At 60.3% G+C, this 26,709-nt stretch carries 20 protein-coding genes and 4 pseudogenes; 15 read left to right on the top strand and 9 right to left on the bottom strand.

What is annotated here, in order from left to right:
* Positions 1-200: 200 nt before the first annotated feature.
* The 5 genes from C8K18_RS12180 to C8K18_RS12200 all read left to right on the top strand — a co-directional run bounded on the left by C8K18_RS12180 (position 201) and on the right by C8K18_RS12200 (position 6,737).
* Positions 201-1,298, top strand: coding sequence for an enolase C-terminal domain-like protein (locus tag C8K18_RS12180; RefSeq protein ID WP_107707630.1), 1,098 nt, complete (start codon positions 201-203; stop codon positions 1,296-1,298).
* A gap of 73 nt (positions 1,299-1,371) precedes the next feature.
* Complete coding sequence (locus tag C8K18_RS12185) at positions 1,372-2,775, top strand: NAD-dependent succinate-semialdehyde dehydrogenase (protein WP_107707631.1); 1,404 nt, start codon at positions 1,372-1,374, stop codon at positions 2,773-2,775.
* Between the two features lie 27 nt (positions 2,776-2,802).
* On the top strand, positions 2,803-4,401 hold the full coding sequence (gene mdlC, locus C8K18_RS12190) for a benzoylformate decarboxylase (RefSeq protein WP_107707632.1): 1,599 nt from the start codon (positions 2,803-2,805) through the stop codon (positions 4,399-4,401).
* Between the two features lie 45 nt (positions 4,402-4,446).
* The gene (locus tag C8K18_RS12195; protein ID WP_107707633.1) at positions 4,447-5,460 is read left to right on the top strand and encodes a zinc-binding alcohol dehydrogenase family protein; all 1,014 of its coding nucleotides are present in this window, start codon (positions 4,447-4,449) and stop codon (positions 5,458-5,460) included.
* Positions 5,461-5,609: 149 nt separating this feature from the next.
* Positions 5,610-6,737, top strand: a complete 1,128-nt coding sequence (locus C8K18_RS12200) for an L-dopachrome tautomerase-related protein (RefSeq protein WP_107707634.1) — start codon at positions 5,610-5,612, stop codon at positions 6,735-6,737.
* A gap of 312 nt (positions 6,738-7,049) precedes the next feature.
* Here C8K18_RS12200 and C8K18_RS12205 read toward each other — a convergent pair.
* Positions 7,050-7,292: pseudogene (locus C8K18_RS12205) on the bottom strand (zinc-binding dehydrogenase); the annotation flags it as partial.
* A gap of 223 nt (positions 7,293-7,515) precedes the next feature.
* Between C8K18_RS12205 and C8K18_RS12210 the strand changes: the two are divergent.
* The 3 genes from C8K18_RS12210 to C8K18_RS12220 are packed head-to-tail and all read left to right on the top strand — an operon-like array spanning position 7,516 to position 10,519.
* Complete coding sequence (locus C8K18_RS12210) at positions 7,516-9,135, top strand: Mu transposase C-terminal domain-containing protein (protein WP_107707635.1); 1,620 nt, start codon at positions 7,516-7,518, stop codon at positions 9,133-9,135.
* Between the two features lie 9 nt (positions 9,136-9,144).
* Positions 9,145-10,014: a TniB family NTP-binding protein gene (locus C8K18_RS12215; protein ID WP_107707636.1), complete on the top strand. Its 870-nt coding sequence runs from the start codon at positions 9,145-9,147 to the stop codon at positions 10,012-10,014.
* Positions 10,007-10,519, top strand: a complete 513-nt coding sequence (locus C8K18_RS12220) for a TniQ family protein (protein ID WP_181324878.1) — start codon at positions 10,007-10,009, stop codon at positions 10,517-10,519. Before C8K18_RS12215 ends, C8K18_RS12220 begins: the two co-directional genes overlap by 8 nt.
* 416 nt (positions 10,520-10,935) lie before the next feature.
* Here C8K18_RS12220 and C8K18_RS12225 read toward each other — a convergent pair whose 3' ends face one another.
* The 4 genes from C8K18_RS12225 to C8K18_RS12235 form a co-directional block, all read right to left on the bottom strand.
* Complete coding sequence (locus C8K18_RS12225) at positions 10,936-12,273, bottom strand: LPD38 domain-containing protein (RefSeq protein ID WP_107707637.1); 1,338 nt, start codon at positions 12,271-12,273, stop codon at positions 10,936-10,938.
* Positions 12,224-12,484 carry a hypothetical protein gene (locus tag C8K18_RS33085; protein WP_132384563.1) on the bottom strand — a complete coding sequence of 87 codons (261 nt, stop codon included), beginning with the start codon at positions 12,482-12,484 and terminating at the stop codon, positions 12,224-12,226. Before C8K18_RS33085 ends, C8K18_RS12225 begins: the two co-directional genes overlap by 50 nt.
* Positions 12,481-12,861: a hypothetical protein gene (locus C8K18_RS12230; RefSeq protein ID WP_132384565.1), complete on the bottom strand. Its 381-nt coding sequence runs from the start codon at positions 12,859-12,861 to the stop codon at positions 12,481-12,483. Before C8K18_RS12230 ends, C8K18_RS33085 begins: the two co-directional genes overlap by 4 nt.
* Positions 12,862-13,008: 147 nt before the next feature.
* A complete protein-coding gene (locus tag C8K18_RS12235) occupies positions 13,009-13,278 on the bottom strand; it encodes a hypothetical protein (protein ID WP_107707639.1) in 270 nt (89 codons plus the stop codon).
* Positions 13,279-13,457: 179 nt separating this feature from the next.
* On the opposite strand from C8K18_RS12235, the gene C8K18_RS12240 reads away from it, so the two are divergent.
* The gene (locus C8K18_RS12240) at positions 13,458-14,798 is read left to right on the top strand and encodes an ImmA/IrrE family metallo-endopeptidase (RefSeq protein WP_107707640.1); all 1,341 of its coding nucleotides are present in this window, start codon (positions 13,458-13,460) and stop codon (positions 14,796-14,798) included.
* A gap of 147 nt (positions 14,799-14,945) precedes the next feature.
* Here C8K18_RS12240 and C8K18_RS12245 read toward each other — a convergent pair whose 3' ends face one another.
* Positions 14,946-15,746 carry a hypothetical protein gene (locus tag C8K18_RS12245; RefSeq protein ID WP_132384566.1) on the bottom strand — a complete coding sequence of 267 codons (801 nt, stop codon included), beginning with the start codon at positions 15,744-15,746 and terminating at the stop codon, positions 14,946-14,948.
* Entirely contained in the window at positions 15,739-16,920 is a 1,182-nt protein-coding gene (locus tag C8K18_RS12250; protein WP_107707642.1) for a hypothetical protein, read from the bottom strand. Before C8K18_RS12250 ends, C8K18_RS12245 begins: the two co-directional genes overlap by 8 nt.
* Before the next feature lie 125 nt (positions 16,921-17,045).
* Here C8K18_RS12250 and C8K18_RS12255 point away from each other — a divergent pair, with 125 nt between their 5' ends.
* On the top strand, positions 17,046-18,323 hold the full coding sequence (locus tag C8K18_RS12255) for a hypothetical protein (RefSeq protein WP_107707643.1): 1,278 nt from the start codon (positions 17,046-17,048) through the stop codon (positions 18,321-18,323).
* A 179-nt stretch (positions 18,324-18,502) separates the two neighbouring features.
* Here the strand turns inward: C8K18_RS12255 and C8K18_RS12260 are convergent.
* A pseudogene (locus C8K18_RS12260) lies at positions 18,503-19,611 on the bottom strand (IS3 family transposase).
* 915 nt (positions 19,612-20,526) lie between these two features.
* On the opposite strand from C8K18_RS12260, the gene C8K18_RS12265 reads away from it, so the two are divergent.
* The 3 genes and pseudogenes from C8K18_RS12265 to C8K18_RS33675 form a co-directional block, all read left to right on the top strand.
* Positions 20,527-20,988, top strand: coding sequence for a hypothetical protein (locus C8K18_RS12265; protein ID WP_107707644.1), 462 nt, complete (start codon positions 20,527-20,529; stop codon positions 20,986-20,988).
* Positions 20,989-20,998: 10 nt separating this feature from the next.
* Entirely contained in the window at positions 20,999-21,691 is a 693-nt protein-coding gene (locus tag C8K18_RS12270; protein WP_107707645.1) for a protein mobD, read from the top strand.
* A pseudogene (locus tag C8K18_RS33675) lies at positions 21,684-21,878 on the top strand (hypothetical protein); the annotation flags it as partial. The gene C8K18_RS12270 and the pseudogene C8K18_RS33675, both read left to right, overlap by 8 nt.
* Positions 21,879-21,918: 40 nt before the next feature.
* Here C8K18_RS33675 and C8K18_RS12280 read toward each other — a convergent pair.
* Positions 21,919-23,193: pseudogene (locus C8K18_RS12280) on the bottom strand (IS3 family transposase).
* 1,759 nt (positions 23,194-24,952) lie between these two features.
* Between C8K18_RS12280 and C8K18_RS12295 the strand changes: the two are divergent.
* Positions 24,953-26,089: a toll/interleukin-1 receptor domain-containing protein gene (locus tag C8K18_RS12295; RefSeq protein ID WP_107707647.1), complete on the top strand. Its 1,137-nt coding sequence runs from the start codon at positions 24,953-24,955 to the stop codon at positions 26,087-26,089.
* Between the two features lie 4 nt (positions 26,090-26,093).
* Complete coding sequence (locus C8K18_RS12300) at positions 26,094-26,681, top strand: hypothetical protein (RefSeq protein ID WP_107707648.1); 588 nt, start codon at positions 26,094-26,096, stop codon at positions 26,679-26,681.
* Positions 26,682-26,709: the final 28 nt, after the last annotated feature.

Here is a 26,709-nt window from a genome sequence, read left to right on the forward strand (position 1 = left end):
TCCGTATCGTTCTTGCCGTATCGACCTGCCGGCGTGACTCCGCCGCATCAGATCGCCGGATCGTGAAGCTGGCGGGTTCGGCATGCATGCGTTGCCGGTGCGAAATCTAAAGTGCGGCGCGCACGCGAAAGAATCTGTCGCGCGAGATCGTCATGATGGACACATGTTGTTCCCGTTCACGCTGGATGTCCGGACCTACGATGAATAGTTCACTGACCCTGAAGAATGTGAAAGTGCGTGCGGTCGTGGTGCCGCTGCGCCGCCCGGTGATTGCGGGAATCGGCCGCTTCGATCATTGGCCGATGATCCTCGTGGATGTCGAGACGCAAGGCGGTATCACCGGACACAGCTACGTTGCGCCGTATCGTGCCGCGTCGGTGCCCGCCATCGTCACCGCGTTGCGTGAGCTCGGCGATACGTTCAGAAGCAGACCGCTTGCGCCTTTCGATCTGTTCGACGCGGCGATGAAAGCGCTCAATGTCGACGGCGTCACCGGCGTTTCGACGATCGCCGTTTCGGGCCTCGACATGGCGGTCTGGGATGCGCTCGCCAAAGCGGCGAATCTTCCTTTAGCGGTGTTTCTCGGCGGAACGCCGGGGCCGAACCGTGCATATAACAGCAACGGCCTGTGGCGGCACGACGTCGCGACGCTGGCCGGCGAGGCGCGCGAACTACAGGCCGACGGCGGTTTTCAGGCGATGAAGCTGCGGCTTGGAAGCGTGCACCTGAAGGACGATCTGGCGGCGATTCGCGCCGTGCGCGAAGGCGTCGGCGCCGGCATCGACCTGATGGTGGACTTCAATCAGGCGCTCGGACTGGGCGATGCGATCCGCCGTTGCCACGAACTCGACGATCAGGGTCTTTACTGGATCGAAGAGCCGATCGCATACGACAACGTTCGCGGCTACGTGCAGCTTGCGCAGAAAGTACGAACGCCATTGCAGATCGGCGAAAACTTCTACGGCTCGCGCGATTTCTTCACGTTCCTGTCCGCCGGCGCCGTCCACTACGCGATGGCCGATCTGATGCGCATCGGCGGCGTCACGGGCTGGCTGCAGACCGCGCACGTTGCGGGAGCAGCGGGCGTGCAGCTGTCGAATCATCTGTATCCGGAGATCGCCGCGCATCTGCTCAGGGTGACGCCCACCGCTCATTGGCTGGAATGGGTCGATTGGGCCAATCCGATACTCGCTGATCCGCTGGAACCGCGCGACGGTGTTGTATGGACGCCCGACCGTCCCGGAATCGGCATGAGCTGGAACGAGAAAAACGTTTCGAAATACGAGGTGCCGGTCTAGCCGGGCACGTGGCGGACAAGTCCTCCGCAAACCGCATCAGTCAGCGTCGCCCATGTCTGAAAGGAGAAAAATTATGGCCTATCAAACGATCAATCCCGCCACCGGCGAACTCGTCAGAACGTTTCCCGACATCACGGATTCCGATCTCGACAAGGTGGTGGATCGCGCGCAAGCGTGCTTCGAAACGTGGCGCCGGCGGCCGGTCGCGGAACGCGCGCGAATCGTCCGCTCGGCCGCCGCGAAGTTGCGCGCGCATGCGCACGAGTACGCAGGATATCTGACGACCGAAATGGGCAAGCTGATCGCCGAGGCGCGCGCCGAGGTCCAGCTGTCCGCCGCGATCCTCGATTACTACGCCGACCGCGCGGCGCACTATCTGAGCCCTGTCGAGGTCGACGGGATGCCGGGCAACAGCATCGAGACGCATCCGCTGGGCATCATTCTTGGCGTCGAGCCGTGGAATTTTCCGTACTACCAGCTGGCGCGGGTGGCCGGTCCGCAACTGATGGTGGGTAACGTCGTCATCATCAAGCACGCGGGCAATGTGCCGCAATCGGCGCTGGCGTTCGAGCGCCTGTTTCAGGACGTCGATGCGCCGGAAGGCATCTACACGAACGTATTCGCAAACTTCGATCAGGTTGCGAGGCTGATTGACGATCCGCGCGTGCGGGGCGCGACGGTGACCGGGAGCGAACGCGCGGGCGCGGCGGTCGCGGAACGCGCGGGCCGGGCGCTGAAAAAGTCGGTGATGGAGCTGGGCGGCAGCGATCCGCTGATCGTGCTCGAGGACGCGCCGCTGGAACCGACGCTCGACAATGCGCTGTGGGGGCGAATGAACAACACCGGCCAGAGTTGCGTCGCGGCCAAGCGGGTGATCGTGATCGGCAAAGCGCGCGGGCAGCAGTTTCTCGACGGTCTCGTCGCGCGCATGGGCGCGCTGAAGCTGGGCGATCCAGCCGATTCGGCAACCACGCTCGGACCGGTGTCGTCCGAAAACGCGATGCGCGGGCTGCTGCATCAGATCGACGTCGCAAAACAGCATGGCGCGCGCGTCGCGCTGGGCGGTGGCCGGCCGGATCGTCCGGGCTTCTACGTCGAGGCGACGGTACTCACCGATATCGATGAACACAATCCGATCTACCGGCAGGAGCTGTTCGGGCCGGTCGTGTCTTTCTACGTCGTCGAGAGCGAGGCGCAAGCCATCGAACTGGCCAATGCCACGCCGTTCGGACTGGGCGGCTCGGTGTTCACCGCCGATCTCGAACGCGGCCGACGCGTGGCGGCGCAGATCGAAAGCGGCATGGTGTTCGTCAATCACCCGACGTGGACCGCACCCGAATTGCCGTTCGGCGGCATCAAGAACTCAGGCTACGGGCGGGAACTGTCGGAGCTGGGTTTCGGAGAGTTTGTGAATCGCAAGCTTGTCAGCGTGACGCCCGCGGGTTCGCCGCCGCCCTCCGTCACGAACGCGGGTTGAACGGCTCATTTTTCTCAAGGAACCGCTATGACGACGACCGTACAACAGGCGTTTTTCGAAGTTGCGCGTCAATTGAAGCTGACCACGATTTTCGGCAATCCCGGCTCGACCGAAGAAACGCTGCTCAAGAATTTTCCATCCGACTTCCGCTATGTGCTGGCCTTGCAGGAAGCACCCGCAGTCGCGATGGCCGACGCCTACGCGCAGGCGACCGGCGAAGCGGTACTGGTCAATCTGCACACGGCGGCGGGCATGGGCAACGCGCTCGGCAATATCGAAAGCGCGTGGTACAACCGCGCACCGCTGATCATCACGGCTGGGCAGCAGACACGTGAGATGCTGCTGCTCGAACCTTACCTGACCAACACGCAGCCGCTCGCGATCGCGCAGCCGTTTGTCAAGTGGGCCTACGAGCCGGCCCGTCCGGAAGATGTGCCGGGCGCGTTGATGCGCGCTTATGCGATGGCGGTGCAGCCGCCTGCCGGACCGGTGTTTCTGTCGATTCCCATGGACGATGTCGACAAGCCGTGTCCTGCGGTGCCGGTCATCCGTTCGGTAAGCCGCAGGCTGGGTGCGGACCCGGCCTACCTCGCGCCGATCATCGACGCGCTATCGCAAGCGCGCTCGCCGGTGCTAGTGATCGGCGGCGCAGTCGATCAGAGCGGCGGCTGGGACGACGCGGTGGCGCTCGCCGACCGTCTGCGCTGCAAGGTCTGGGCGGCGCCAGCCGAAGGCCGTCCCGGCTTTCCCGAAACGCATGCGTCCTATCAGGGCGTGCTGACGAGCGCGATCGGGCCGCTCGGCAAACAGCTCGCGGGGCACGACGTGATCGTTGTGATCGGCGCGCCGGTGTTCCGCTATTACCCGTACGTTCCCGGCGATTTCATTCCGACAGGTTCGCGGTTGTTCCACATCACCGACGATCCCTCCGAAGCGGCGCGCGCTCCGGTCGGCGACAGTTTCCTGGCCGATCCCGGCCGTGCCTGCGCGGTATTGACCGAGCATCTGCCGAAGGCCGTGCGCGAGGCACCGGTTCCCGCCGCGAAGCTGCCGCTGCCGGTGATCGACGGGCAGATCACGGCGGATTATCTGTATCACACGATCAACGAAGTGCGGCCCGCGGACAGCATCATCGTGCAGGAATCGCTTTCGACGATGAAGCTGCTTCGCCAGCGCATTCCGACAGGCTCGCCGCGTTCGTTTTTTTCGATGTCGAGCGGCGTGCTGGGCTATGGTCTCGCGGCGGCGGTCGGCGTCGCGCTGGCGGAGCGCGACAACGGCGGCAAGCGTCAAATCATCGATATCGTCGGCGACGGCGCGGCCAACTACGTGATCCAGGCATTGTGGACCGCGGTCCAGCACGCGCTGCCAATCCTGTTCGTCGTACCTCGCAACGGCGCCTACAATATTCTGAAGGCGTTCGCCAATCAGCTCGATACGCCTGGGGTGCCCGGCCTCGATCTACCCGGCCTCGATTTCGTGTCGCTCGCGAAAGGATACGGCGTGGCGGGCGAGCGGATCGACAATCCATCGGACCTCGAAGCCGCGCTTCGCCGTGGCCTCGCGGCGGGTGCCCCGTACCTCGTCGAGGTGCATATCGATCCGGCGGTGCCGTCGCTGATCTAGCCGACGCCGCGCGCGTACCGATGTCATGACGAAGAGGACTGACACATGAAAGCGATTGGTTACCGTGTCGCGGGTCCGTCCAGCGCATCGGGCGGGCTGGTCGACTTCGAGTTGCCCACACCCGAGCCCGGCCCGCATGATCTGAGGGTGGCAGTCCGGGCAGTCTCGGTCAATCCCGCCGACGTCAAGCTGCGCGCGACCCGCGCACCTGCAGATGGCGGACCCGCGATATTGGGATTCGACGCGGCGGGCGTGGTGGAGGCCGTGGGCCGGGACGTGACGCTCTTCAAGCCAGGCGACGAGGTGTTCTACGCCGGCGCCATCGACAGGCCCGGGACCAACAGCGAATTCCATCTCGTCGACGAGCGGATCGCCGGGCGCAAGCCGGCGACGTTGTCGTTCGGCGAGTCGGCGGCGCTTCCGCTCACGTCGATCACCGCGTGGGAGTTGCTCTTCGACCGGTTGTGTGTAACGCAACATGCAGGCAAGCGCAACGCGGCGATCCTGATCATCAACGGGGCGGGCGGGGTCGGTTCGATCCTTACGCAGATCGCCAGCATGCTGACGGGTTTGACCGTTATCGCGACGGCGTCGAGGCCGGAGACGATCGCGTGGTGCCGGAAGATGGGCGCGCATCGTGTGATCGATCATCACAAGCCGCTGAAAGACGGGTTGCGGGACATCGGCGTCGAGCAGGTTCAGTACGTTGCCAGCCTGACCGCCACCGACCGGCATCTGCCGGGTATCGGCGAAATCATCGCGCCGCAGGGAAAACTCGCGCTGATCGACGACCCTGCGGCGCTCGACATCGTGAGTCTCAAACTCAAATGCGTGTCGGTGCATTGGGAACTGATGTTCACGCGGTCACTGTTTCAGACGGCAGACATGATCGAGCAGCATCGCCTGCTGAACCGCGTCGCCGATCTCGTCGACGCGGGCGTTCTGAGAACGACGCTGACCGAGGACGCGGGTCCGATCAATGCGAAGAATCTGCTGCGCGTTCATGCACGCGTCGAGGGCGGCCGGTCGATCGGCAAGACGGTTCTCACAGGCTTCTAGAAGCGGCAGCGGCGCGGCGGAGGAGGTGCGGGCATCAGGCAAGGCGATAGCCGTGATGGCACTGGAGAGTGCGGCGGTCCAACCCGGCAAAAGCGGTGCGCGCAGCAAGTCTCGGGCGCCGACGCGATTGATCAATCAAGGAGCACGACATGTCGAATTCAGTACATACCATCGCATCGGCAGGCGCGGCACAGCTCGCCGCTGACAAAACGATCGGGGAAATCGAGCCGGTCTTCGCTTTCTACGATGCGATGCCGACCGGCGTAACGGTTTCGCACGATGGACGCATCTTCGTGAATTTTCCGCGCTGGGGCGACGATGTGCCGTTCACCGTCGGCGAATTGCGCGCAGGCAAGGTGGCGCCGTATCCCGACGCGGCGATCAACCGTTTCGACGCTGACCGGCCCGGCGAAACGCTCTGTAGCGTGCAAAGCGTGGTGGTCGACGCGGCCAATCGTCTGTGGATCCTCGACACGGCCGCGCCATCGTTTTCGACCCCCGTCGATGGCGGCGCGAAGCTCGTCGCCGTCGATCTGACCGCGGACCGGGTGGTCAGGACGATCGTGCTTCCCGCCAGCGTCGTTTTGCCGACCACTTACGTCAACGATGTCCGTTTCGACCTGCGCAGCGGCGCGGGCGGCGTCGCATACGTCACCGACTCGTCGGTGTCGGGACCAGGCGGAATCATCGTCGTCGATCTCGCGAGCGGTCATAGCTGGCGCAAGCTCTCGGGCCACCCTTCGACTTCGGCGGATCCCGCATTCGTTCCCGTGGTCGAAGGCGAACGGCTCGCTATTCGCAGCCAAGGAAACGCACCTTCGCCCTTCAGCGTGGCTTCGGATGGCATCGCGATATCCGCCGATGGAGCATCGCTGTTTTATTGCCCGCTGTCGAGCCGTCATCTCTTCTCGGTGCCGACCTCGCTGCTGCTCGATGAAGCATCATCCGAAGCAGATGTGGCGAGCGCGGTCGTCGACCTGGGCGAAAAGGGCGCGTCCGACGGTCTTGAAGCGGACGACCGGGGGCGGATTTACGCAGGCGACTACGAACGCAATGGCATTCGCCAGCGTGGCGCCGACGGCGAGTGGACAACGATCGCGCACGATCCGCGAATCCTCTGGCCCGACACTCTCTCGGTCGCCAGCGATGGCTATCTTTACTTCACCGCGAATCAGCTCCACCGGCAAGCGCAGTTCCATAACGGCGTCGATCGGCGGGAGAAACCGTATTCGCTGTTTCGCGTTCGGATCGATGGCGGACCCGTCAAGCTGATCTAGACGGCGGCAATCATCACCGTTCGTAAACGTGACTGTCTCTCGTGGGTCGGGCGCTGCCGATCTGGGACTGCGATCCAGCCTGGCCCTACCAGCCTGCAGCCGAGGAGGTGTGGCTGATCATGTCAGGACCGCGGCCCAGGATTTGCGTTATGGGCGGATTGCCGGATCAATTCAAAGGCTTCTGTCATTCGCGATGTCGTCCCACTGAGCCGGCGTGACCTTCGCGGTCGCCAGACGCTTGGCCATGTCGAGTGGCAGGCGCAGCTGAAGGAGATCCGCACACGCGACACAGCGAAGCTGACACGTTCGATCTCACGCGACATCCACCACGATTTTCCCGCGTGCGGTGGCGCTCGTGATGGCGTCGTAGGCGCTTTCTGCGGATCGCAGGTGGAACCGGCGAGGATCGAGATTCGGCGTGAGCTTGCCGGCTTCGATCAACCGTGTGGCCTCGCGCAGCATCTCTCCGTAATGCGCGCGATGTTTGCCCGTCAGGAGCGGATAGAGGGTGAAGACTCCTGAGTACGTCGCTTCTCGAAACGACAGGGGAGCCAGCTGTTGGTGCTCACAATTGCCGCTAGCCGTGTCAAGGAAACTGCTAGCGCCGAATTTGTCGTAAAACGCCGTACATTCCGACCGAAAAGCGGAAAATCCAGCGATTTTGCATTGTTGTATCGATACAACGACTGAGTGACACGGTGTCCACTAACGTTGCTAGCGTCGATTTCATGTTCTTTAATGCTGCTAGCGCGTCCTTCCCGCGTACTGGGGGGTAGACATGGCTTCCTCGGAAGAGATTGAAGCTCGGGCAGCGAAGATAGCGTCAGTGCTTAGACCGCTTGGAAGCGGCGTGCTTTCCCGGGAGCAGGCGAAACGCGCGGCGCAATTGCTCAACGTTCACTGGGCGACTGTTTATCGCTTGCGTCGCCGCTTTCTCGCGAATCCTGTGACGAGCACTTTGCAGCCGTCTCCTTGCGGTCGCATACCAGGCGGCCGACTGGACGCCGCGGTTGAGACTGTCATCGACGATGTCGTGCACGAATGGCTACCCGCGCAACGGCAACTGGCCCATCCAGCAACCGATCTGGTGCTTGAAATAAAACGTCGATGTGCTGTTGCGGGTTTGGATTCTCCCAGTCGGTCTACGGTGGCTCGCCGATGGACTGCATATCGCCAGCAGGATGCATTGGCACGGGCTGCACTTCCCGAATCGATGGTTGCACCCGGCACGTTCGGGGTCCGGTATCCGCTCGACATCGTCCAGATCGACCATACGCAAGCCGACATACTGCTGGTGAGCGAGGTGGACGGGCAGGTCATTGGCCGACCCTGGCTGTCCCTCGCGCTTGACGTTGCGTCGAGGTGCGTGCTGGGCTTCTACTTAGGAATGGAGCGGCCCGGCGCGGCCACGGTTGGCTTGCTTCTCACGCGGGTCGCGTTGCCGAAAGCGGCATGGCTTTCCAAGATAGGCGTAGAAGCGGACTGGCCCATGCGAGGCATTCCGCGTGTCCTGCATCTCGATAACGCAGCTGAGTTCAAGAGCAGGGCGCTCCGCAGCGGGTGCCGTGAATACGGCATTGACCTCATGTATCGTCCAGTCGGTAAGCCTCACTTTGGTGGCCATATTGAACGGTTGAACCGGACGTTGATGGAGCGCGTGCGTGGCTTGCCAGGAGCGACGGGATCGTCCGCAAAAGGACGCAAGGCTCGCCAGGCCGAGAAAACCGCCAGCCTGACATTAAGGGACTTCGAACAATGGATGACGATCGAAATTGGAAGGCGATATCACCAAAGCCCTCATCGCGGCCTGTCTGAGCTTCCTCCTGCCGAGAAGTGGCGCGAGCTTTCGGGTTCGGCCGAGTCCCGATATCTGCCGAATGCACCGGATGCAGAACTTCAATTCTTGATAAGGTTTCTGCCAGTCGAGCAACGAACAATACAGGCGGATGGCCTCAACATATTTCGGATCCGGTACTGGCACCCGTTGTTCGCCGCATGGCGGGAGACACGCCGTGCTGTGACTGTGCGTTACCATCCCGAAGACCTGTCGAGGGTATTCGTAAGTGCGGGAAAGAAGAGCTACATAGAGGTGCGTTACGCGGATTTGCGACGGCCTCCCATCTCGCTCTTCGAACAGCGGGCAGCCTTGAAAGCAATCAGGGAGAGAGGACAGCGAACGATCTCAGAAAAAGGAATTTTTGAGACGATCATGGAACAGCGAAGCGTGATCATGAATGCGACGCGAGCCACACGGAAGCGTCGGCGTTCCAGATCACAGAGCATTCCTCCTGTGGGAAGGCTAGACCGACAGGACGCCGAGCAGCAACCTGAGCAGCGGGACGCGGAACAGGTGGATTATGACTTGCCGGTGACCGCGTACGATGTCGAACAGTGGTAAGGAGCCGACATGAAGCACGATGGACTGGCGCACTTACTTCCGGCTGCCAGAGAGCAGGCGCAGTTGGGAAGCGAAGATCGTGTAAAAGGTCTCCTTCGTGATCGCTGGATCGATTATCCACGCGCGACTGAAGCGTTGCAGGTGCTTCAGAGGCTCTATGAGACACCCCCACGCGACCGTATGCCATGCCTCTTGTTGCACGGCGATTCGAACATTGGGAAGACGAAAATTACGGCGAAGTTCAGGCGCGCTCATCCCAATGAGTTTGACGAGCGACGAGGTGTAGAGCGGTGTCCGGTTGTTTCCGTCCAGATGCCCCCGACTCCAGATCAACATAGGTTTTATTCTGCACTGTTATTCGAACTCGGCGCTCCACATAACGCTGCCGCGGGTCTGGCGTCTCTCGAACGGCTGGCGCGGGATATCCTGAAACGGATGTCGCCGCAAATGCTGATTGTGGATGAGGTGCATCACCTGCTCGCAGGAACGTATCGCGAGCAGCGTGCGTCTCTGAATCTACTGAAATACCTTGCAAATGATCTGCAGATCAGCATGGTCCTTGTGGGCACTCGCGACGCAGTGCTTGCGCTTCAAACCGATCCGCAGATGGTGAGCCGTTACAGGCCGTTCGAGATCCCTCGATGGAGAGAGAGCGATAGCCTTCGGCGGCTTCTCGCCGCCTTCGAAAGGGTGCTGCCGCTGAGGAAGCCGTCCGATCTTTCGCGGCGCGAGATTGTCCAGTACGTGCTGGAAGCGAGCGGTGGGCTGACCGGTGCCATTTCGACAATCCTGAACGACGCAGCGGAGCTTTCTATCCGAAACGGTGACGAGTTTATCGGTATCTCACATCTCGAGCGTGTCGCTCGCGAACATGCCTGATCTTGGGAAGCCTTGGCCTGTCGCTCCAAGGCCGTTTTTCGAAGAGGCATTTGGCAGTTGGCTAGGTCGGGTCGCGACGTGCTACCAGGTCAGCGTGGGCATGCTATGGGAAACGAGCACGGGGCTGGATATGCCGGACCTTGGAAAAGCGGGATGGATATTGTTTCCGCCGGTCTCCGCATCACCGTTGGATCAGCTCTCCAAGTTGGCGCGGGTGAGCGAGGGGAGATTGGCCTCGATCCAGACTCCACCCGAATGGATGGCCGACCAGCGGTACCTTGCTTACTGTTTCAGATGTCTCGTGCTCAACGATGTCGACGTGTCGGCCCCACGGTGGAAGAGGGAATGGCTTGACCCGGAAGCTGAATACTGCGCGGCGCATCATAGCCTGCTGGAAACGGTCCCTGCATCGATATTTGGAAAAGCCGCCAACTTCGGTGCCGCTCTGCGAGCGATATCTCGCTATCGAACTCCGCGATTTCCCAGAAATGGAGGGCTACGCTAGCGGAGTTACTGAACTTGCTAGCGCCTCTGTGAACATTGCTAGCGCCAATTGTGGGCGCCAACAGAAGCGTCCGGTCGCCGCGCCGGATCGCCGCGTTATAGCGCCCGGGCGGTTGCGAGTAAAGCAGCCTGTCCCAGTAAAAGCAGATACGCCCGTTCGTATCACGGTCGAAGGCCGGGTACTCCAGCACGGGGACGGGGCAAGGCGGCGGATCGTCGTTACCCGCGCATGCAACGTAACAGCAGCCGTTCCATATCTGCCTGGGCGGCGGCGGACGCCAGCAGTGCACCCGCTCGATGCGCGCGGTTATGTCGGGGTCCTGAAAAAGCTCACCTTCGCAATCCGGCTCATGAGCCGACTCGCGCAGCAGCAGGCACGTCCGGATGGTCCGGTACGGGACGACGCGCACGATGAGGTTACGGACGTGCATGAGCTGTCTCCTGCAGGAACGAGCGCATGACCTGCTGGCGCTGCTGCTCGATGGCTTCAAGCTGCGGACGGATCGTTTCGACGTCGCCGTCCGATTCCCTGTACAGCGTGTTTGCCTGCGTCGATAGCGCGCGCAGTGCGTTGGTCGCCTTCGTCGCGGCGTCACTGGTCGCGAAGTCCGTGTCCTCGTCGCCCGCACCGCTGGCGCGCTGGTGCTGCTGCGCAAGGTTCAGCTCGCTGTAGAAGACACTCTCCAGCTCCCGCGGATTGCTCTTGATGAGCCGCGACAGGCCGAACGCATCCATCAGTCCCAGCTGCTCCCGCGTAGTGGCGGCCTTCCCCTTGGCTTCCGGTTCCTGGAACGCAGCGCTGGCAAGTCCCGTCAGCGGCCCTATCATGTAGCCGTTGACGAGTGTCTTCCATTCCTCCGGCGCGAGATCGAGCCCGGTTGTTTCCCGTACCGCGTTGGCCAGGTGCTTGTACGATTCCTCGGTGTTCAGCTGCCCCTGCATCGAGCGGTACTGGTCGGGCGAGAGGTCCCGCGTGATGGGCGAGCCGAACGCCGACGTGTTGAGCGCAACCTGCGCGGCGGGGCGTAGCAGTCCGGGCGTCGCTGACAGGAACGCGTCCCTGAACAGGTTGCCGCTGCTACCTTCCGGAAGCTGCAACGGCGTCGTCTCCTTCAGTGCCGAGCTGGCCGCGCCGAACACGACATCGCTCATGTCGGCCTTGCCTGCCGCCGCACGTGAAGCCAGCACGGCCATTTCCCAGGCGACCTTGGGAATGCCGTAACCGACTGGCGCTGACAGGAAGTGGTCTCCGACCTTGACGGGGATGCCGTTCGAAATCGTGCTCATCGGCAGGTTGTCTATCTCGTTGCCGGTGTCGGGATCGTCGTCTCCCATGGCGCGCGCCATCGAGTACATCATCATCGCGCCGACAAAGGCAGTGGCGAACGTCGCCTGGCCACGGCGCGTGCCCATCGAGCGCACGAAGTTTGCGCCGCCCTTGAACGCGCTGTTGGCGAACGGCATGAAAGCGCGTGCCCATCCGGTCGCCTTGCCACGCTGGTTCAGGTCGAACAGATCCAGCGTGCGGTACAGGGCCTCCTGTTTCGGCACACCCTGATCGCGCAGCGCCGAGTAGATCGAGAGGGACGAGCCCGTGTCGAAGAACTCGTTCCATCTGTTGACGTAATTCAGCGCCGCGTCACGTGCGGTGAGTGCGCCTTCCTTCAGGTCCTTCGATTTCAGAACGTCCTTTGCTCGTGCGGCCTCACGGATGATCGAGTCTCGCGATTTTGCGTACTCGTCGGTGTACGTCATCAACGCGCCCCCTTCGTGGAGTTCCTTCTTCGCACGCGCCGCCCTGCGGCATGATGCCGTCCTCATACCGCACCTTCTCGATGACGGCAATCTGCGGCGTGCCATTGAGCATCTGCACGAGGCCGAACGCGGATAGCACGACGCCCCTGCCACGACGCACCATGAAGGTCGGGCTTGTGATGCTTGCGCTGCGGCTGTCGAAGAGGATCATGCCGGTTCCCCGGAACTGCCGAAGAACACCACGGCAGGCACGCTGCCGCCACGCACGAGTCGCGCTTCCACATGCGTCTCGCCCACCAGCATGTCGTCAGACAGCTCGAACCGGTATGCGCCTGGCACGCTGATGAGCTTCATGTCGTCGTTATCGCTCATGGCCCACGCCACGCCATTGGTGACGATAACTTTCTGGTGGGTGATGGTCGGAAAAAGCGCGCCGGGCGGAATCGCGGACGGCCCCTCGTCGCACAGCGTCGGACACGCATATCCCTGCGGCATGTCGCTGGCCGCGAGCGCGACCTTGAAGACCTTCATCGTGCCGCCCGCGAGATCGAATACAGACACGACCAGCGCAGCGCCTGGCTCGACCACGAACACGCTGCTGTAGCGGCTCGCGGAATGCGCATCGAAGACAATGTCGGTACGGTACCGCGAGTCACATGACGCGCCCTGGGGAGCCTGCCTGTGCAGGCGCGCAGCTAAGGATTCCAGTTGAGACATCGCAGTTCATGACGCTCCCTAGACACCTCTGTAGCGGTCGAGGACTTCGACAAGTGACTTGATGAACTCGACGCGGCGGTACTGGCCCTTGCGCGGAAGTACGACAATGGGATTGAACCAGTACACGCGCTTCACGCCCGAGAAGTAGCCGTCAGGCGTGTAGCGCATCGAACGTTTGCCGAAGCGCACACTGAAGCCCCCATCCGGCGTCACTTCCTCGACCTGGCCTGCGCCAAGGAATATGTCCCATACGCAGTCCTGCGGGAACACATTGTCTCCATCCAGCATCGGAAACTCCCCAGAATCATTGCGCTGTTTATCTTATGCATTGCGGTGTGTCAATCGGTCTTCGCAATGGACATGGACGGCTGGAGCCGCGCGGTATCCTGTAAGCGAGCCAGCATGAGAGAATGTAGTATCGCGAGTGATGCCCAAGTAGTCCCCGTCTATCTCTTACCTCCTGCTAGATGAGCACTCCCACAAATACAACACGGGTCGGTGACGAATTTGAAAAACAAATCTTCGATTATTTCCGGGACGAGATAGACGCTGGCCGCATGCCGTTCAAGAAGGATTGCTGCAAGCTTTTTGCCAAGAAAGGTTACTACTCGCGCGATAGATGCTCGGAGATCATCTTCGATATTTCGCTTGAAATTTACTTGCCGGGCCAGCAACAGCACTTGGTGCTTCTGCTAATTGAATGCAAACGGTACTCGCATCCGGTTCCCGTTGATGACGTTGAAGAGTTTTTTGCGAAGGTCGAACAGGTCGGGGCTGCGAACACGAAGGCAATTGTCGTGAGCACGGCTCCATATCAGAAAGGTGCGCGAGAGTTTGCGAACGCCAAGAAAATGGGGCTTGCGCGCTACTTCGGCCCCGAAAACTTCAAATGGGAATTGCAAAGATCGCTTGCCGTCACGGCCAGTGCTAGCGGCGCAGGCTACGAAGATCTGGAGCGGGGACTTTCAGACGATGTGTTTCCAGACGCGTCCTTTGACTTCTACTTCCAAGGGCCGCAAGCGTTGACGAACTCGTTGTGGGACTTCATCGAAGACACTTGTGCCGAGGTTCCCGCTGCACCGCATGCGCTTCTCAAAGCGAGGAATAAGCGGCGCGCCGCACGCGAGGTTGCTTTTTTGGCCGGGGCCGCAATTGAGGACCTAGGTGCGTCGGTGCTATCTCGGATTGGTTACTCCGGGGGGGAGGTGGCGTTACAGGAGATTTGCAAGCGAGAGTTGGTCACATCTGGACTTCAGGTTCAACTGGATGTGCCGCACAACGACGCGGAGGTGGGTGCTAGGCTGCTGGGGCGGATCACTTTTGACCCACTAGTGATTCAGGTTTTCGCCCAGTCTGAGCCGAACCAAGGCAGAGAACGGTTCACATTGGCACACGAGATGGCTCACCACTTTCTCGATCACGGCAGATATTTGGTTCACGAATCGTGTGATAGCAACGACTTCGTTCTGCATCGCACTGGCATGACGAACGCCGCGATCGCGCGGCTAGAATTTCAAGCTAACTATATGGCATCGAGCATGCTATTGCCGCGCGCCAGAGTCATCCACGATTTCCACAAATTGATGCGAACACTCGGGATCGCAGACAAAGGGTTCGGCGCGCTGTATGTGGATGACCAGCCGTGTAACCTCCACAACTACGAATTCGTGACCGGCCAACTCATGAAGAAATATGCTGTTTCCCGCAGCGCGGTCCGCATCAGGCTCGAGACGCTCCAACTGCTGCGGGACAAGCGGACCGTCCTTTCGGTGGGCCAGATGGTACGTTGGAACAAAACTTTCCTTTAGCCGCACGCGCGGACATAGATCGCCTCTGCGATTGCCAGCATCGCTATGCTAACCAGCATCCCATACAGCATCCCCCGCAACGCCGCGCAGCACCAGCACCCGGTGGGAAAGATCTTTTCCATCCAGTCGCCGACTACCGAGTCAACATCACACGGGTTGACCAGGAGCCGACGACGCAGCCACGTTCGAATCGGGAACACCTGCACCTCCTACGGGTGACGGGGCAGGCGGCGCGCCGGGCTGGGCAGTTGCTGCCTGCTGCTGGGCGGGCGTGCTTTCGTCGGGGAACTGGTCGAGCGGTACCCCGGAAGCCGACAGCGCCTGGTCGATGGCCCAGCGCAGCACCGCCGGGGAAATCTGGCCGCTCTGCGCGAGCTGCGCAATGAACTGCAGCATGTCCTGCGCGTTCTGCTTGGCAACTCCCTTTTCCAGCAAGCCACTTGTTCCGCGAGCCTTGACCTTGGCATCGCCTCGGATCGACGGATCGTCGGTGTACTTCATGTTCCAGTCGAAGTAGGCGTTGCCCAGGCGTTCGAACAGGTCGATGTCGAGGTTGGTCAGCGCGCTCTGCACACCCTTGAGCGCATTGCCGTACAGCGCCATGATGCCGCGGAACGTCCGGTTCACCCCCGTGCCGACCGGCTGGCCTGACAGCGCCGCCGGCAGTCCCGTCCACCGGTCCGCCATGTCGATGAAGAACTGCATCAGCTGCATGGTCTGCGACGTGATGCTCGGCACGGTATGGAAGTAGTGCGCGGGCCTGCCACCGGAAGCCGGGTCCGGATCGACGGGCACCATCGTGCTCGCCATCACGTTGCCGATCTGGTCTTCGGCCATGTAACGCTGCATACGGCGGTAATCGACTTCGCCCAGCGGCGCGACCGAATAGCTGACATTTTCCAGGGTCCCGCGCAGCGCTGCCATGAAGGCGCGCTCGATGTCACGCACGAGCTGGCCGACACCATAGCCAGCGAGTTTGCCCGGTGTGCTCTGGTAAGCCGTCGCGTAGATGGGCCGCTCCGGAGACGTTCGGATTCAGATTGATCATGAGCCTGATCGTCCACTGACCCAGCAGGACAGCTTCCGTTTCGTGGTACTCCGAATCGTCTGCCGACAGCCCGTACTGGCGCAGCTCCCGGCCGGAGAGCAGGCCGAAATGACGGATCACGTCAATCGACTCGTCCAGCCCCCACATGGTCGACCCGATCATCGGCTTGTCCGGGTTCGGGTTCAGCCAGTCGCGGTTCGTCTCGGGCAAGGCGAAGTGTTCGAGTGCCGCGACCACATTCTTCGTGATGTAGCCGGGGAGCGTGGCACTCATCAGGAGCCGGTGCTTCGTCATCCGGTCGCGCACGATGTCGAAGGTGCCCTTGCTCGCGCCGGGAGAGTCGGGCGAGTAGAAGTAGTCGAACGGACTGACGTTGCGCACCACCAGCATCGGCTCATAGGTCTGCTTGGGGTTCGAACCATGCCACGAGAAAACCGGGCGCATCTCCGGCGTCGGTCCGGTCATCACCGGATACGGATAAAGCGCGAAGTTGGTGAGGAACTGCAGCAGCTCGTCGCGGAACGACGCCTCGATCAGCGGGTCCTCGATCTTCTGCTGCATGCCTTTGGCTGCCGCCTGGGCCACGTCCTGCTCAGCGGCGAGCTGCTGCGCCTTCATCGTGCGGACCATCTGCAGGATACCGTCAGGGCCAGGCGGCGCGGCCATCGCGCCCTGCGTGAGCAGCTGTTTCTTGACCTGCTGGACTACCTGCGCCTTGCCCATGGGGGACAGCTCGGGTACCGGCGTTGGACTGATAATGAACGGGGCGTCTGCACTGTTCAGCAGCAGGTCCCGCATCCATGCAACCAGTACGTCTGTCTTGTGCTTCGTGATCGAGATGTCGAGGTCGATACCCGAGGCCTCGACCAGCTCCGCGTCGCGGGGATCGAGAATGCTGTGGTACTGGCGGTAGGAATTCTGCAGCGCCTGTTCGACGGTGTACCTGCCGATGCGGTCCACCGCACGCCAGTGCCGCGCACGCCGGTAGCGGTCGCGAACGAGGTCGGCCACCGGATCGAGCAGCGCGCTTTTCGGCACGGCTGTGTCCGTCGCGAGCTGCGAGGTCATGTCCATGCACGGCTTCTAGCATGCAAGCTATGTTCGGTAAAGCTATTCCACTGCTTCAGTTCATCAAGCAGCCTCGACGGTCGGAAGTACAATTGCCGCACAGAAATGTGACTAACAGAACGGAGGCAGCAATGCTGCACGACCTGGATGAGCTTGTTCTTCACTGTCGCGATGAGCGCGCCAAATCATACATACGCGAAGCCGTGGCCTGTTACCGGAGTGGAGCGTACAGGTCGGCGATCGTTGCGACATGGATCGCCGTCGCATTTGACCTGATAGACAAGTTCCGGGAACTTGCGCTGAGTGGTGACAAAGAAGCACTCTCGCAAGTGGAGGCTTTCGATGCGATGCGAGCCCAGAACGACATCCCACGTTCCCTGACTTTTGAGCGGTCTTTGCTGGACGTCGCAAAAGACCGATTTGAACTCATCTCGCCGGTCGAACACATTGACCTCAGCCGGTTGCAGGAAGATCGCAACCGGTGTGCTCATCCATCGATGGCAAGTGAGAACGAGGTCTTTTCACCTTCCGCCGAGCTTGCGCGCGTCCATATCCGCTCCGCTGTCGAGCATCTTCTTAGGCACGAGCCGTCTCAGGGAAAAGCTGCATTGACCAGGTTAGTGGACGAGGTGAGGTCGCCGTATTTTCCAATGAAGCTCGCGGACGTACGCGCCGTTCTCGCAAGCAGCCCCCTCAAGCGTGGTCGAACCTCTTTAGTACGCAATTTCCTGATAGTGGTTGTTAAGGATCTACTGGACCCCGCTACTGATGTACGGCAAGTAGCGCAGCTTAACCAGGTCTTCGCCGTTATCAAGGAAATGCACCTAGGAGTATGGAGGGAGACCGTCCGCAGTGATCTATCGAAACTCGTGCACCCGATAACTTCAGCAGATGGATTAGCGCGGGCGACCGATCTGGTCGCGCTTGATGAGGAAGTCTGGATTGCGCTTGCTGAGGCGGAGAAAGTAAGGCTGAAGTATTTCATAACTCATTTGCCCACCGAACAAGTCGGCCACCTCTTCTGGTGGCTTAACGAACCGATGTTGCGCGACACAGCCATAGTGCGAGCCAAACGCCTGACGTATGCGGAGCTGGATGAGTGGCTGTACCTATTTTTACCAGCGGACCCGGTTATCAGAGAGACGGTCATCGCCCGCTACTTGACGGTCAAGAACTATGATTCGGCAAATTCATGGGGACGACTGCTTTCCCAAATGGCTGACTCGTTCACCTCCGATGAGATCGTGGCGATTGTTACCGCAGCAAAGGAGAATTATGAAATCCGGGGCAGCTTCCAGTGGGTACATTTGGCGAATGAATTGAAAGCCAACAAAGCGATGGCAGACGAGGACTTCGACAAGTTGATGGCTGAGTCGGGGTTCGAGGAATTCATGCGGGCAACCACCTGACCTGCCTCTGACAATTCGCGGCACAGTAGTCCTTTTGGCTCGTGCTCCTATACCTCATCATCGTGGTCTATTGGGATGCCGGTAATGTTGGGTGCAATCTTGGGCGACATCCGTGGGTAGATGTGGCCTCACTCCTTCGGACAGTTTTCTGAGATTTTTAAGTGGAACGTCCGAGGCAATCATGCTGCCGATTTAATCGCAGGCAGCGTCGCGAAGTATGCCTCAGCCGGCGTCTGGTCCGGCATGCTCCAATGGGGCCGTTTCCGGTTATACAGCTCGATGTAGTCGCCGATGGAGCGCCGGGCATGGCTGACCGACTCATAGGCTCGCAGATAAATCTCTTGGTACTTGATCCTGCGCCACACGCGTTCGACGAACACGTTGTCGCGCAAGGCCCCTTTGCCATCCATCGACAGCCGCACGCCCCGGCTCAACACAGCCTCGGTGAACGTGCCTGCTGTGAACTGGCTAACCTGATCGGTGTTCATGATGTCCGGCAGTCCGTAGCGGGCGAACGCCTCTTCCAGCGCCTCGACGGCGTGCGTGGCTTCCAGCGTGATGGCGACCCGGTGCGCGAGAACCTTGCGACTCGCCCAGTCCACCACCGCCGTCAGGTACACGAAGCCGCGCGCCATCGGAATGTACGTCGTGTCGAGGGCGAACACCTGATTGGCACGGTCGATTTTCATGCCGCGCAGCAGGTACGGCCAGATCTTGTGCTGTGCGTTGCGCCGGCTCGTGTTCGGCTTGCAGTACAGCGCTTCGACACCCATGCGCTTCATCAGTGTGCGTATGCGACGGCGACCCACCCCATGGCCTTGCCGGCGCAGCAGGCGCGCCGGCATCCGTGCCCCGGCAAATGGAAACTCCATGTGCAGTTCGTCGATTCGCCGCATCAGCAACTGATCGACCTCGCTGACTGGCTGCGCCCGGTAATACGCGCTCGACCTCGCGATGCCAACCAGTCGCGTCTGTCGCGAAACCGGCAGCGCATGCGTACGGTCAATCATCGCTTTGCGCTCAGCAGTCCGGCTTTGCCGAGCGCTCCTGACAAAAAATCATTCTCCAGAGTCAACTGTCCGACCTTCGCGTGCAGCGTTTTCACGTCCACCGGCGGCTCGCTCGACGGCGCACCGGTCGCACCAAACACTTCTGTCGCACGCTCCTGCAACTGCCGCTTCTATTCCGTGATCTGGTTCGGATGCACATCAAACTGCTGCGCCAGTTCGGCCAGCGTCACTTTCGCTTTGAACGCGGCTGAGTGCGTCCCTCGGGTTCTCTTCGTCATTTCCTCGGTTCCTTTACCAGCATTATCACTGGCTCAGGCCCCGGCCAAACCACTTATCCGATTGTCCGAATTTGCGCGGCCACCTCTGTCCGTCGGTCGGGGTTGCATCCTAGAAGTGCGTCGCATGGCGCCCAAAACCGGCGGTAGCCTATCCTGCCGTCCCTTGTTCTTCGCGCATTTTTTGTGGCCCAGAGTAAACGCCGTACGCAGAGGTTGCCGCTTTCACGTAAACGTCTGATCGAGCCCTGGAGAACGACGTGCGTTGTCCCAGCGAAAATGATGCGACTTAGGGTTACCACCTGAGCCAACGTATTGCGTAAAACGATGTGTTAAGGGATGTGCAACCACTGCGCCATGCGCTGCTGACCAGTGGCGAACCTGATGTGTGGAATGTGCGTACTCCGCTACGTTTGGCGCACGGGCAAAGTGCGAATTGTTCGCGGAGTAAATGCGCTAAGCGATTCGTTTCGCGGGACGTATAAAGAATCAAATCGAGAGCGTAGGCTGTCAACGTAACGCGCGGAGCGGCCGACAAATTGCGCACGTTGCGATGCCAGCGATGCGCTATCGCGTGACTATGGGTCTCGCCGACAAACGCAGAGCATTGTGACCAAGTTCCTCGCAGTTGTGTGGAATCCGCACGCGCACATCTGACGAGGGCGAAGCCAGAATCCCGCGGCAACGTGATGGCCTCGGGAGTGAATGGCGAGCGTACGGCGGCGTTCCTTGATGCGTTGATGTAGCGTGTCGCGTGCGCACCACACACGAAAAAAGTGGATTGTTCTCCTACTTTCCCTTCACTGCCGGTGTGTTCCTGCGCGAGCAGGTCGTGCGTAAAAACCGTGTTGACGCGTGCTCAGGACGTGCGCACGATGGTGTCACAGAGATGCGTAGTCGATGTTCAGGAGGGTAACGATGCCTGTTGCGAAGGTCTATACGAAGTCGCAATGGGAGGCGTTTGGTCGTGCACTCGATGCGCTGCCAGAGAAGCCGGATACCGAACGAGGAGTGACGGTGCGCGATGCGATGAAGGACATGCGTGTGCGCGTGAGGACTGCGCAGGCGAAGGGCTATACGCTGGAGCAGATCGCGGAGCAGGCGCAGCGGCAAGGGCTCGACATCACAGCCGGGACGATTCGCTATGCACTGCGTTCGACCACGAAAGGCGGTAGCGCAGGTGGTGTTGCGCGGCCAGCATCAGGTGCACGCGCGCCCGGTGCTGAGAAGGTGTTCTCGACGCAACCGCGGGCGCAGGATGCGACGTCTCAGACAAAGCACGTTCGCAAGGATGGGGGGAAGACGGAAGCCAGACCGCGGTCCGGGCAAGTGCAGGGTGCACTCGGATTTGCGATCCGGCCCGACACCGACGATCTGTAGAGGAGTCGCGATGGATACGGCAGTCAATCCAATCTATCTTGTGGGCGGCGGCAAGGGCGGCGTTGGCAAGAGCCTCGTCGCGCTCGCGCTGGTCGATCATCTGCAGCGGCGCGGCGTCAAGCCTGTGCTGGTTGAGAATGACACATCAAACCCTGACGTGATGAAGGCCGTACAGGGTGAGATTGATTGCGCCGCGTTCGATCTGGACGAGGCGGACGGGTGGATCAATTTCGTTAACTACTGCGACGAGCATCGCGACGCGGTTGTGGTGGTCAGCACGGCAGCCCGCAACCAGGATGGCGTCGCCCGCTACGGCGCGACGCTGGCCAGCACGCTGGGCGAGCTTGGCAGGCGGCTGGTCGTGTTCTGGGTGATCAACCGGCAGCGCGACAGTCTGGAACTGCTGCGGCAGTTCGGTGAAACCTTCCCGGATGCGATGACGCACGTCGTGCGCAATGGCCACTACGGTACACCGGACAGGTTCGTGCTGTATCAGGACTCGAAAATCCGCAAGAGTGTCGAGGCGAAGGGCAAGTCGCTCGATTTTCCCGAACTCGCGGATCGCGTGGCGGACGATCTGCGCAGTCAGCGCCTGTCGGTGCGCAAGGCGGCAGAGTCGTTACCCATCGGGCAGCGCGCGGAGCTGCTGCGCTGGCGGGCGCTCTATGACGCGATGTTCGTCGGGGTGACGGGCAATGCCTGAGCGGCGGGCGCGGCGCGGGCGTCCTGTCGATCCACTCGCCCGGCTCTTTTATGACGTCACCGGGGAAAAGCCGGACGACGCGATCCTGCTGCGTATGCGTCGGGTGTCGACGGCTCTGAATCTGCGCGATAACGATGCACTGTGGTCGGTGCTGGCGGTGCTCGAATACTATGCGCGTCTTTACGAAGTGAGCTTCCCTCGGTTTTTCGCCTTCCAGAGGCCCGGGGTTATGCGGCCGTATCCTTTGTCCGCTGAGCCGCAAGCCAGTCTTGCATGAACTGGGTTGGCGACATGAAGCCAAGCGATGAATGACGACGACTGCGGTTATAAAACACTTCAATGTATTCGAACAAGTCCGCCACGGCTTCGCGATGCGTGCGGTACTTCGTGCCGTGTACCCGCTCGTTCTTCAGGCTGTTGAAGAAGCTTTCCGTCGGCGCGTTATCCCAGCAATTTCCTTTGCGGCTCATCGAGCAGCGCATCCCGTAGGAGGCCAGCTTGCGCTGGAATTCATGGCTCGCGTATTGGGCGGATTCAACCGGTCCTCGCAACACTGCATTGTTGAACAGATTTTAAGTAGTCGTCCAGGGCTTCCGCGGGCGTCTTCCATCCAAGAGTTTTACGCGGCCTTGAGTTCAACGTATTAGCACCGGGCGCAGGTCGGCGGCGGAACCATGCCATCGTCAATGCGTCGGTCACGAGGTCCGCCGTCATGCGCGGCTTGACGGACCAGCCCACGACCTCCCGGTTGAACAGGTCCAGCGTAACCGCCAGATACAGCCAGCCTTCGTCGGTCCAGATATACGTGATGTCCGATGTGAACACCTGGTTAGGCTCGTCCGGCGTGAACTGCCGGTTCAACACGTTCGGCGCGACCGGAAACTGGTGCCGGGAATCAGTTGTCACGCGATAACGGCGCTTATGGCGGGCTCGGATACCGTTGGTGCTCATCAGCCGTTCCACACGTGCTTTGCTGGCCGGAAAGCCGCGAGAGCGCACCTCGTCGGTCATGCGTGGCGAACCGTAGGCACCTTTGAACTTGGCATGAATCGTTCGAATCAACGTGAGCAACTGGGCATCGGTCAGTCGCTGCCGCTCGGGTGTGCCGCCGCGCTTCCAGGCGCGATAGCCATTGACGCTTACTCCAAGGACCTCGCACAGCGCCGACAGTGGATAGTGCCGGCACTGCGTGTCAATCCAGGCGAACTTCACAGGAGGTCCTTCGCGAAGAACGCCGCCGCTTTTTTTGCGATTTCGAGCTCCATCTGCAAGCGCTTGTTCTCCGCTCGCAGGCGCGAGAGTTCCATCTGTTCTGCCGTGACGACCTTCGCTCCGGGGCCGTTCAGCTTGCCCGTCTCGGAAGCCTTGAGCCAGTTGCGCAAAGTCTGCATCGACATGCCTAGCTCGCGAGCCACGGCGCTTATGCCTTGCCCGTCCTTGACTCGTTGCACGGCGGCTTCCTTGAACTCCGCCGTGTACACCTGGTGCGGTACCTTGAACATTTCTTCTTTCCCTCCTTTCGGTCGAGTTTATACGCGACCTGCTGGAAGGCGAAATTTCAGGGGAAGCTCACATCGGCAGACTTTGCGTCATGAATGGCAGAGCTTACCTTTCCGATCTTCGGTGGTGTCACGTACAGGCGAAATGTTGCTTGCTCCCGTCCACCTTCTTGGACTCGACCGCGACAAGCCAATTCGCAATACTTTTCCAAAGGTCCTCGGACCAATCAGAGAGTGCATTGTGGGACAGTGCGCTCTTGCACTGTTCCAAAAGAACATTTCCGTCCGAGTAGTGAACGGCGACATCATCCAGAAGCTCTAAGGAAACGCTCGAATCCGATGGGCTGCTGAGGAGGTGGTAGCAGAGCCGGACTGGCTGCAATGAGAAACCCAGATAGGGGCCGGGCGCGCTGTGCTTGACTAAGGCTGTCATCCGCTCGGCCCCAGGTCCGCCCGACTATGAAATGCTTCCCATCTGCAATTCGTAAACTCCATGATATTCCCCGAATCTCAGCGCAATTCAGCTTACGGCTGGTCTGCACGATTTGTTACGCATAGGGTACTCAACCTAGGTCTCCTGCGAACGAATCATATCCGATTAAACGGCCATACTCTGGCTAACGGCGTGGTAGGGGGAGACTTTAGCTCATGGGATGGAGCAGTGTTCGGGATGTGGGCGAACGCCATCATCGTGGGCGCGCCGACTACCTGGGCCGGTGCCTCGTTGGCGAGTTGAATGCTCTCCCTCATACCGATAACGCGTCAATGAGATCAGGATCGCGGTCGTCGCAATCTGTCTCTGTTGTGGACTCAGCAAGCTCCGCCTTTGATTGTCGGCAGTCTTCGATGAATGCTGCCGACCGTTCCAAGGCAAGGCGTCGTTCGCCGTAGTACGTGTATTGATCGTAGACTCCTTCGACGCCGGAAAGCTTGTGATTCAGGCACATCCCAGATACGTCGCGGCCGATCCTTAGTTTCTGCATACGAGACTTCATGGTCGAACGAAGATCATGCGGTGTAAATCGGCGTATTGAAGGCTCGTGGTTGTCAATCCAATAATCGATGACCTCCCGGATCGCATCCTTGCTTAGATGCGCGTCGCCACCATGCCGGGCCGCCCGGTTGGCCGCCCTGGTTGGGCGGCATATAGCAGGAGAGGTATTGAGTGCGAGCAGTTCGCGAAACTTGTCGACAACAACCGGTGCGAGTGAGCGCCAGTTCGCCCGAGCGAACTGGCTAGCGAGTCGGCTGGATGAGCGCTATGGTGGGAACCAGCATCGCGCTCTCGCCAACAAAAATCAAAGCGGACCGCTGCATCATTTTGCGAAACGCGTCGTATGCGAAATGCATTATTTTCACAAGGCTCGGTCGAAAACTAATAAAGCAAACAGGTGACAGCTCAAGTAATTGCCATTATGGTCGTTATAGCAGTTGGGCGAGCATCGGGTGAGGTTGTGCGGCGTACACCGAAGAATCGGACGATTGTCCAATCCATTAAAGGCCGGGCCATAACAAGGTTGCTGATTTGCGAAGTGGCCATTTGATGCGCTGGTTAATATATTCGCAGTCAACAGCATCAACGGTGACGCGATGTATGCATGTCGCGTGTACGGTTATGCAGACGATGGCTGGTTCGAGGACGGAGCGGTTGATAGGAACGCCTGCAGACTGCAATCGACCAGGTTATGTCATTGGAAATTTCATCAATCCGGTCCATCACCGGTAGAAGGGCGCGCATCATGACGCGCCAACGGGGCAATAAATGGCGCTATATGAGCTGGCCGTGCTGGGTACACCCACTACAAGGCAGGCGGAAGAGTTGCAGGGGGTGGTGTCGAAGGTCGTCGATTCGTTCGGCATGACTCTCGGGAACGAAGTCGGCTGGTCTGTCTGTCCAGACGCGTTTGCGCCACCATCTAATCTCGCTGCGGCTGCGGTAGTCTACGGCGGCGCGGAGGCGCTGAAGCAGGATGTTGCTCCGCTTCTACGTCGCGGCGTTCCTATATTGCCGGTCGCGTCGGAACTGACGCGTGTGCGTGAAGAAATACCGGAGGCGCTAAGGCAGCTTAACTGCATTGCGTATGGTGCGGCCGGGGCACAGCGGGTCGCCGTTGCCCTCCTGGAATGCGCCGGGTTGCTACCGAAGCAGCGTCGCGTATTTGTCAGCTATCGCCGCAACGAGTCACGCGAAGTGGCGCTCCAGCTTTTCGATGAGCTGTCCGCCCGCCAGTTTGACGTCTTTCTTGATACGCACGACATCCGGCCCGCCGAAGATTTTCAGGCCATGTTATGGCATCGCCTGTGCGATTCCGACGTTCTTGTCATGCTCGATACGCCGGGGTATTTCGAGAGTCGGTGGACCAATGCAGAATTCGGCCGCGCGCTCGCAAAAGGTATTTCAGTGCTTCGGATCGGATGGCCTGACCAGACGCCATCACCTCGTACTGGCACCGCGAGCCGCGTGGAGTTGCTGGCATCGGACGTCCAGGGCAGTGGGCGCGTATCGGCTGATGCGATCGAGAAAATCTGTTTGCAGCTTGAGATGGTGCGAAGCCAAGGGTATGCCGTGCGCAATCTGAATCTCGTGAGCAAGCTGCGCCTCGCAGTCGAGACGATTGGGGGGGCGTTTGTCGGCGTTGGCCCGCACAAGGCGGTGCACGTTAGTTTGCCCGATAGCAGGCCGCTTATCGTACATCCCGCGGTTGGCGTCCCCACTGCGCTGACGTTACATGAAGCGACAACCCATACGCCGGATTCGACGAGCGCCGTAATGTACGACCCGGTCGGCCTCCACCCGGAGTGGCAAGCGCATCTGGACTGGCTTGGCGGTCAGATTCGCACCGTTAGGTGGATGAAGGTGGAAGAGGCGGCGTGGCGGCTCGCCGACTGGGAGGGTTGAAGCGATGAAGGAGCTATTTCTGTCAGCCAGCGTTCCGCAACCGGAGGGCGGCCGGTTCTTCGATGATGCTGATCCGTTTTTGATCCAGTTTGCCGTGCGCGAGCTTGTAACAGCGGTACTGGGCCGGAGGAAGATTATTTTTGGCGGACATCCGGCGATTACACCAATGATATGGGCGGTATGCGAAGACCTCGGGGTGAGTTACGCGGCTGGCGTTGTCATCTATCAGAGCAGGTTTTTCACCGAATGGTTTCCTGAGGAAAATGCACGGTTTGGCAACGTCGAGTATGTCGACGAGGTCCCGGGCGACCGCGAAGCGAGCCTTCTGCGCATGCGTGAAGCAATGCTGTCTCGGGCCGACCTCGATGCTGCGGTGTTTATCGGCGGCATGCAAGGTGTCATCGATGAACATGCAATGTTTGAGCGGTTTCATCCGAACGCGAACATGATTGCGGTTTCGGCCCCTGGAGGGGCTGCACGGGAGTTGGCGCAGCAGATTCCGAGAATCGGGCAACCGTGGCATCCCGATATAGATTTCGTGCGACTATTTCATGAACGGCTGAACATTTCGCCAAACGAACCCAGGCTGTAGTGATGGGGGAAATAAGCAGATCCCTACC

This window comes from Paraburkholderia sp. GV068 (assembly GCF_003058125.1).
Classification (GTDB): domain Bacteria; phylum Pseudomonadota; class Gammaproteobacteria; order Burkholderiales; family Burkholderiaceae; genus Paraburkholderia; species Paraburkholderia graminis.

What these genes read in the sequence shown, in the direction of transcription:
- C8K18_RS33085 (WP_132384563.1), bottom strand. Translation starts at nt 12,484, where the DNA reads ATGATCCTCTTCGACAGCCGCAGCGCAAGCATCACAAGCCCGACCTTC.
- C8K18_RS12210 (WP_107707635.1), top strand. Translation starts at nt 7,516, where the DNA reads ATGGCTTCCTCGGAAGAGATTGAAGCTCGGGCAGCGAAGATAGCGTCA.
- C8K18_RS12180 (WP_107707630.1), top strand. Translation starts at nt 201, where the DNA reads ATGAATAGTTCACTGACCCTGAAGAATGTGAAAGTGCGTGCGGTCGTG.
- mdlC (WP_107707632.1), top strand. Translation starts at nt 2,803, where the DNA reads ATGACGACGACCGTACAACAGGCGTTTTTCGAAGTTGCGCGTCAATTG.
- C8K18_RS12300 (WP_107707648.1), top strand. Translation starts at nt 26,094, where the DNA reads ATGAAGGAGCTATTTCTGTCAGCCAGCGTTCCGCAACCGGAGGGCGGC.
- C8K18_RS12220 (WP_181324878.1), top strand. Translation starts at nt 10,007, where the DNA reads ATGCCTGATCTTGGGAAGCCTTGGCCTGTCGCTCCAAGGCCGTTTTTC.
- C8K18_RS12195 (WP_107707633.1), top strand. Translation starts at nt 4,447, where the DNA reads ATGAAAGCGATTGGTTACCGTGTCGCGGGTCCGTCCAGCGCATCGGGC.
- C8K18_RS12265 (WP_107707644.1), top strand. Translation starts at nt 20,527, where the DNA reads ATGCCTGTTGCGAAGGTCTATACGAAGTCGCAATGGGAGGCGTTTGGT.
- C8K18_RS12255 (WP_107707643.1), top strand. Translation starts at nt 17,046, where the DNA reads ATGCTGCACGACCTGGATGAGCTTGTTCTTCACTGTCGCGATGAGCGC.
- C8K18_RS12250 (WP_107707642.1), bottom strand. Translation starts at nt 16,920, where the DNA reads ATGGACATGACCTCGCAGCTCGCGACGGACACAGCCGTGCCGAAAAGC.
- C8K18_RS12295 (WP_107707647.1), top strand. Translation starts at nt 24,953, where the DNA reads ATGGCGCTATATGAGCTGGCCGTGCTGGGTACACCCACTACAAGGCAG.
- C8K18_RS12200 (WP_107707634.1), top strand. Translation starts at nt 5,610, where the DNA reads ATGTCGAATTCAGTACATACCATCGCATCGGCAGGCGCGGCACAGCTC.
- C8K18_RS12215 (WP_107707636.1), top strand. Translation starts at nt 9,145, where the DNA reads ATGAAGCACGATGGACTGGCGCACTTACTTCCGGCTGCCAGAGAGCAG.
- C8K18_RS12225 (WP_107707637.1), bottom strand. Translation starts at nt 12,273, where the DNA reads ATGACGTACACCGACGAGTACGCAAAATCGCGAGACTCGATCATCCGT.
- C8K18_RS12270 (WP_107707645.1), top strand. Translation starts at nt 20,999, where the DNA reads ATGGATACGGCAGTCAATCCAATCTATCTTGTGGGCGGCGGCAAGGGC.
- C8K18_RS12235 (WP_107707639.1), bottom strand. Translation starts at nt 13,278, where the DNA reads ATGCTGGATGGAGACAATGTGTTCCCGCAGGACTGCGTATGGGACATA.
- C8K18_RS12185 (WP_107707631.1), top strand. Translation starts at nt 1,372, where the DNA reads ATGGCCTATCAAACGATCAATCCCGCCACCGGCGAACTCGTCAGAACG.
- C8K18_RS12240 (WP_107707640.1), top strand. Translation starts at nt 13,458, where the DNA reads ATGAGCACTCCCACAAATACAACACGGGTCGGTGACGAATTTGAAAAA.